Origin of the sequence: Nostoc sp. FACHB-888 (assembly GCF_014696655.1) — a bacterium.
Lineage (GTDB): Bacteria > Cyanobacteriota > Cyanobacteriia > Cyanobacteriales > Nostocaceae > Nostoc.
In genome coordinates, this window is record NZ_JACJQM010000287.1 from 1 (window position 1) to 4,321 (window position 4,321).

A 4,321-nucleotide genomic window follows, 5' to 3' on the forward strand; every position below is an offset into this window, starting at 1 on the left:
GCAAGCTAAGAACATCGGGAGCCGTGTACACGGAAACGGGTACGCACGGATCTAAATGAGAGGTGCGGGGAATAATATCCCCCATCGACTCAACCAGTGATTTCCTTCGCTTAACAGTCAAAGAAAACTTAACTAATGATGGTGTTGTCGTTGACGCTGATTTTATCCCCAAAGCCGTTGAGTACAAAACTCGGCTACTGGCGCAGATGGGTATCGAGTTGGGCAAACCTGCGGTAATTCCATTTGGCGGACTCGATCTACTACGTGATTGGTTGAATCGTCGCCGCGGTCTGTTTACACAAGAGGCACGAAGTCTTAGCTTACCCCAACCAAAAGGTGTGTTGCTGGCAGGCCCACCCGGAACAGGAAAATCTAACTGTGCCAAAAACATTGCTAGCATACTCAATCTACCACTTCTGCAACTCGACATTGCGTCCCTTCTAGGTTCACTAGTTGGCGAATCCGAAGGTAATGTTAAACGCGCACTGAAAACTGCCTCAGCGATCGCACCTTGTGTCTTGTTTATTGATGAGGTCGAAAAAGCACTTTCTGGTCAGGGTGATACTTCAGGTGTTAGTCAAAGGATTCTTGGAACTTTACTTACGTTCATGAGTGAGTGTACTGCTGGGGTATTTATTGTAGCTACTTGCAATGACCCATCAGCACTACCAAGTGAATTCAAGAGGAAGGGAAGGTTTGACGAATCTTTCTTTGTTGATCTTCCCACGGAGCCTGAGCGAGTCCAGATTCTAGGGATTCATCTACAACGTTTTGGCATTCACTTGGAATCCGAGTACCTCGAAGCGATCGCAGCCTCGACCGCGAAATTTTCCGGGGCAGAACTCGAAACCCTTGCTTCGGAAGCTGCTCTGCTGGCATTCGATGAGGGTAGACCGCAGCAGGTAACACTTGCTGATCTGGAAACCTGCCGTCAAACAATTACCCCACTTGCAATTCAGGATGCGGCGGTGGTTGAACGAATGCAATCGTGGGCATCCACCGCACGACGGGCTAGTAGTCCTGTGGTTGCAGCGAAAACTCAGTCTCTCAGGACTGCCAAATACAGAAACCTGAACTGATATTAATTGCGGTTGCTCCCTAGGGCAAACGCATCTAAAGTATAAAAATCCTTTAATAGCAAGGGTTTCAGCGTTTTTAAATTTAGCCTATTTTTTCGTCAAGATCCTTATCCAGCAAGGGTTTCAGAAATACCGTGCGTTCGCCCTGGGTTGCTCCCTAATCTTATGGGGGCAATCACATTTTTTTTAGAAATTAACACCAGCTTCTTAATAATTAGATAGACCAAAGAAAATGGCAACAGACTTAGTTACTTACTACGGTCAAACAGACTTAATTAACCAACTGGTTGATAACTACGGCGCATACTTAGAAAAGTTAGACAGAGAAACAAAACTGTTATTACGAGTAACTCTGTCTACATACATTGTTATGCAACAAGAGTACACCCCAACTGAATATCCAGTTTCTACAGCCCTTAAAGATGCTTTATGTGAGCTAGTAATTCCTGATTCTATTCCCCAGGATTTGTATGATGTCTGCTCTGTTTTAAATGGACTAACAACTCTCTCTGGAAGCGGAAACATTACTTGAAGCTTTACAGCATCAAATTCGATGGGGCAATGCCCGTCAAGCTGTGAATTGACAGGGTAAGAAACATGGAAATCTATTTAGTTTTTGTTGATGCTATCCGAAACAGCAATAAATTCTGGGCGGCCATTGTCGAAGATGGTAACTTAACAGTGCAGTGGGGCAGAGTCGGTTATCAAGCGCAAACTAAAGTCCACACATTAGGCAATCATCAAAGAGCCGTTAGCAAATTCAACAATCTAGTAGCCGAAAAGATGATGAAAGGCTACAGAAGAAGTCAGTCACAAATCGACAGTAATTGTGAAGTTTCTGAAATCAACAGAGCGATTGAATTACTAGAGATTATTCGTCCTTATGTAGAGCAGAAAAACTTTTCAGTTGCTTATATCAATGCCCTAAATCAATATCTGAAGATTGTCCCAACACCTTTGGGTATGCAAATTGAACCATACAGAGTATATCGCTCAGTAAAAGATGTTGATTATCAAATGGGATTGCTTAACTCTTTGTTAACCACACCTGCACCACAAGTTGCTGCGGTGGCTGTTGGTCATGCCCCTGAAGCGACAGCAGAACCCAAGGTAGTCAGTCTCAAGACTATCAGTAAGAACTTCTGGCGACATTTGTAATTTGAGAAGCGTCACTTTGTAAGAGATGCCAAATAGCTACACTTCATTTTGGAATATTGTTTGGGTAAATTATGGAAATCAAGACTATTGCTGTAACTTACACACGTAAGTTCAATTTAGGTGACTACGAATCTTTAGAGTTAACTTGCTCACTATGGGGACAAATTGACCCAAAAGAAGAAGATGCACAAGGGACGACACAATTTCTATTTCAACAAGCAAAGGATTCAGTTAAGGAAGCTGCAATTCCAGTAATTAAAGCTTCTAATCATCAAATGAATAAAGCCAAAATGTACAAGCACTCTGCAACAAATCAATTTGACGATCTTGATAATTTCTAATAACTGAAATTCACCTTTTAAATTCAAAAACACTTTAGTCAAGCATTAATACTGCTTGGCTATTTTTTTCACCCAGCGCTTTGCTTCCTACAAACCACAACAGGAAAGACATTATGCCTAAAAAAGCTAACCCAGTCCCAAAAGACCATTCCCAGTTATGCCTTCAGTACCTAAGTCGTTGCGGTGGCAGCGCTCGGTTATGCAGTATCAATTTTAGCTTGGGAGTGATTCAAACATTGGTCAATCAAAGAAGAGTAAAGATTACGAATACAGGTGCAGGTTTCTATGTTCAATTGGAGGATATAAAATGACTAATCACAAACAAGTTGTTTACCAATCTCAATTAGACCACAAGAGTAAAATGGTTTTTCGTCGCCGTATTAAGAGAAGATTCAACCCCAGAATTATTCTCGACCGCACTATAGAAACAACTGCAATTATCTCTCTGCTCTTGACTGGATTTTCGGGAGTTGGAGCAATGGGGTGCTGGGGAATGGAGATTATTGAAACGAATGCTGACCCCAATATAATCATCTCTGGTTGGGAGCAACAGAAAAATATCTGCTTAGGTGCAATGTTGGTCAGTTTTTCCGCTTTCTTGGGCAGTTCTTTAGTCGGAGCAAGCCTCAGCATTCAACGAGATAAATTTTAGGTAAGTTAAAGGCAATGAAAGAGTACAAAACCAAACATGGCGGCTACAAAATTGAGAGTACTGAATTATCAGATGGTGCTGTAGATGTTCACGTTGGAAAGCAGGGCTTTTTTAAAACAACTTGGGCATCACCTTCAACTCAAACCTTTGACAATCATACGCAAGCTGTTGGCCACGCAAAGAAGGCTATTGATAACGGCGAAATCGATTCAGTTTTTCAAAGTTAGAACACACCAATGGAAATTAAGCTAACTACTTCAGAAATTCAAGCCATATTGCAAGGGTGTCAATATACACTGCGGCTTATTAGCAGTAGTCAAGATTATCGCAATATCGAATCCTCCGAATACTTTTCTACATTGAATGACGTGGTTTTAAACGATGCTTTCAATATTTTGGGGGAAGTTTTGGATGCAATCGATGATATGAAGCAGATGACTCAAAAATGAAAATTTTGATATGGAACAAGAAATCAGAAATGCAGTCGGGTTGGGTAGTCCTGAACTCGTAATCGAGTCAAAACCAAAACCAACAGTAACAATTTATGATTTTGGCGCTCTGTTATCGAAGCACGAACCACCCAAAAAGCAAAAATGAACACAAAACAATTCATTCTTAAATCTGCCATTGGAGTTTTCGCATTTTCTACTATTTTGAGTGGCTGTGTCATGGTTTTCGGGCAAAAGAAACCGAACTATTTCAACATCACAATACCTGCAAGCACAGCGAAGTTGGCTTTGTGTTTCAGCATGATGGGAACTGGATTAACGATGTTTATCGGTAGTCGGATTGAGACAGTCTTTATCTTATGCCTTGCCGGAGGCACACAATATTTTTAAATAAGCTTCAAGCGATCGCCCCCGGCCAAGGTAAGCGATCGCCGTTTCCGCTCCTTGTGACGCTAATCCCATAAGAGGGTACTTAAACATGGTACGAACATTAGAAGACAAGTTTAATCGCAAGAGTGAGCTTTTTTTGTTGTCGGAAGATGAATACCAGCCAAAAAATAAACTGGAAGAAATTGCAGTTAAAGCAGTCAAGTTAGCAGGGTTACACACCCGGCTTGGGGACTATGAATTTGTCTCGACAGC

8 protein-coding genes and 1 pseudogene are annotated in these 4,321 nt (G+C 41.7%); all 9 read left to right on the forward strand.

The features are described from left to right. Positions 1-83 precede the first annotated feature (83 nt). A pseudogene (locus tag H6G26_RS39170) lies at positions 84-1,079 on the forward strand (AAA family ATPase); the annotation flags it as partial. A gap of 232 nt (positions 1,080-1,311) precedes the next feature. After that, a complete protein-coding gene (locus H6G26_RS39175; protein WP_242054329.1) occupies positions 1,312-1,611 on the forward strand; it encodes a hypothetical protein in 300 nt (99 codons plus the stop codon). Between the two features lie 65 nt (positions 1,612-1,676). Then, the gene (locus H6G26_RS39180; RefSeq protein WP_190737212.1) at positions 1,677-2,237 is read left to right on the forward strand and encodes a WGR domain-containing protein; all 561 of its coding nucleotides are present in this window, start codon (positions 1,677-1,679) and stop codon (positions 2,235-2,237) included. A gap of 71 nt (positions 2,238-2,308) precedes the next feature. Further along, positions 2,309-2,578 (forward strand): hypothetical protein, encoded by a 270-nt coding sequence (locus H6G26_RS39185; RefSeq protein WP_190737214.1) that lies wholly within the window; start codon positions 2,309-2,311, stop codon positions 2,576-2,578. 113 nt (positions 2,579-2,691) lie between these two features. Beyond that, complete coding sequence (locus H6G26_RS39190) at positions 2,692-2,889, forward strand: hypothetical protein (protein WP_190737216.1); 198 nt, start codon at positions 2,692-2,694, stop codon at positions 2,887-2,889. Continuing rightward, entirely contained in the window at positions 2,886-3,230 is a 345-nt protein-coding gene (locus tag H6G26_RS39195; protein ID WP_190737218.1) for a hypothetical protein, read from the forward strand. The genes H6G26_RS39190 and H6G26_RS39195 overlap by 4 nt, the downstream gene beginning before the upstream one ends. A gap of 14 nt (positions 3,231-3,244) precedes the next feature. Further along, positions 3,245-3,457: a hypothetical protein gene (locus H6G26_RS39200; RefSeq protein WP_190737220.1), complete on the forward strand. Its 213-nt coding sequence runs from the start codon at positions 3,245-3,247 to the stop codon at positions 3,455-3,457. A 9-nt stretch (positions 3,458-3,466) separates the two neighbouring features. Next, positions 3,467-3,679, forward strand: coding sequence for a hypothetical protein (locus H6G26_RS39205; RefSeq protein ID WP_190737222.1), 213 nt, complete (start codon positions 3,467-3,469; stop codon positions 3,677-3,679). A gap of 10 nt (positions 3,680-3,689) precedes the next feature. Further along, positions 3,690-3,827: a hypothetical protein gene (locus tag H6G26_RS39210; protein ID WP_190737224.1), complete on the forward strand. Its 138-nt coding sequence runs from the start codon at positions 3,690-3,692 to the stop codon at positions 3,825-3,827. Positions 3,828-4,321: the final 494 nt, after the last annotated feature.

Bases quoted from the DNA above. Each gene is read 5' to 3' on its own strand.
- H6G26_RS39175 (WP_242054329.1), top strand. From the start codon at position 1,312: ATGGCAACAGACTTAGTTACTTACTACGGTCAAACAGACTTAATTAAC.
- H6G26_RS39180 (WP_190737212.1), top strand. From the start codon at position 1,677: ATGGAAATCTATTTAGTTTTTGTTGATGCTATCCGAAACAGCAATAAA.
- H6G26_RS39185 (WP_190737214.1), top strand. From the start codon at position 2,309: ATGGAAATCAAGACTATTGCTGTAACTTACACACGTAAGTTCAATTTA.
- H6G26_RS39190 (WP_190737216.1), top strand. From the start codon at position 2,692: ATGCCTAAAAAAGCTAACCCAGTCCCAAAAGACCATTCCCAGTTATGC.
- H6G26_RS39195 (WP_190737218.1), top strand. From the start codon at position 2,886: ATGACTAATCACAAACAAGTTGTTTACCAATCTCAATTAGACCACAAG.
- H6G26_RS39200 (WP_190737220.1), top strand. From the start codon at position 3,245: ATGAAAGAGTACAAAACCAAACATGGCGGCTACAAAATTGAGAGTACT.
- H6G26_RS39205 (WP_190737222.1), top strand. From the start codon at position 3,467: ATGGAAATTAAGCTAACTACTTCAGAAATTCAAGCCATATTGCAAGGG.
- H6G26_RS39210 (WP_190737224.1), top strand. From the start codon at position 3,690: ATGGAACAAGAAATCAGAAATGCAGTCGGGTTGGGTAGTCCTGAACTC.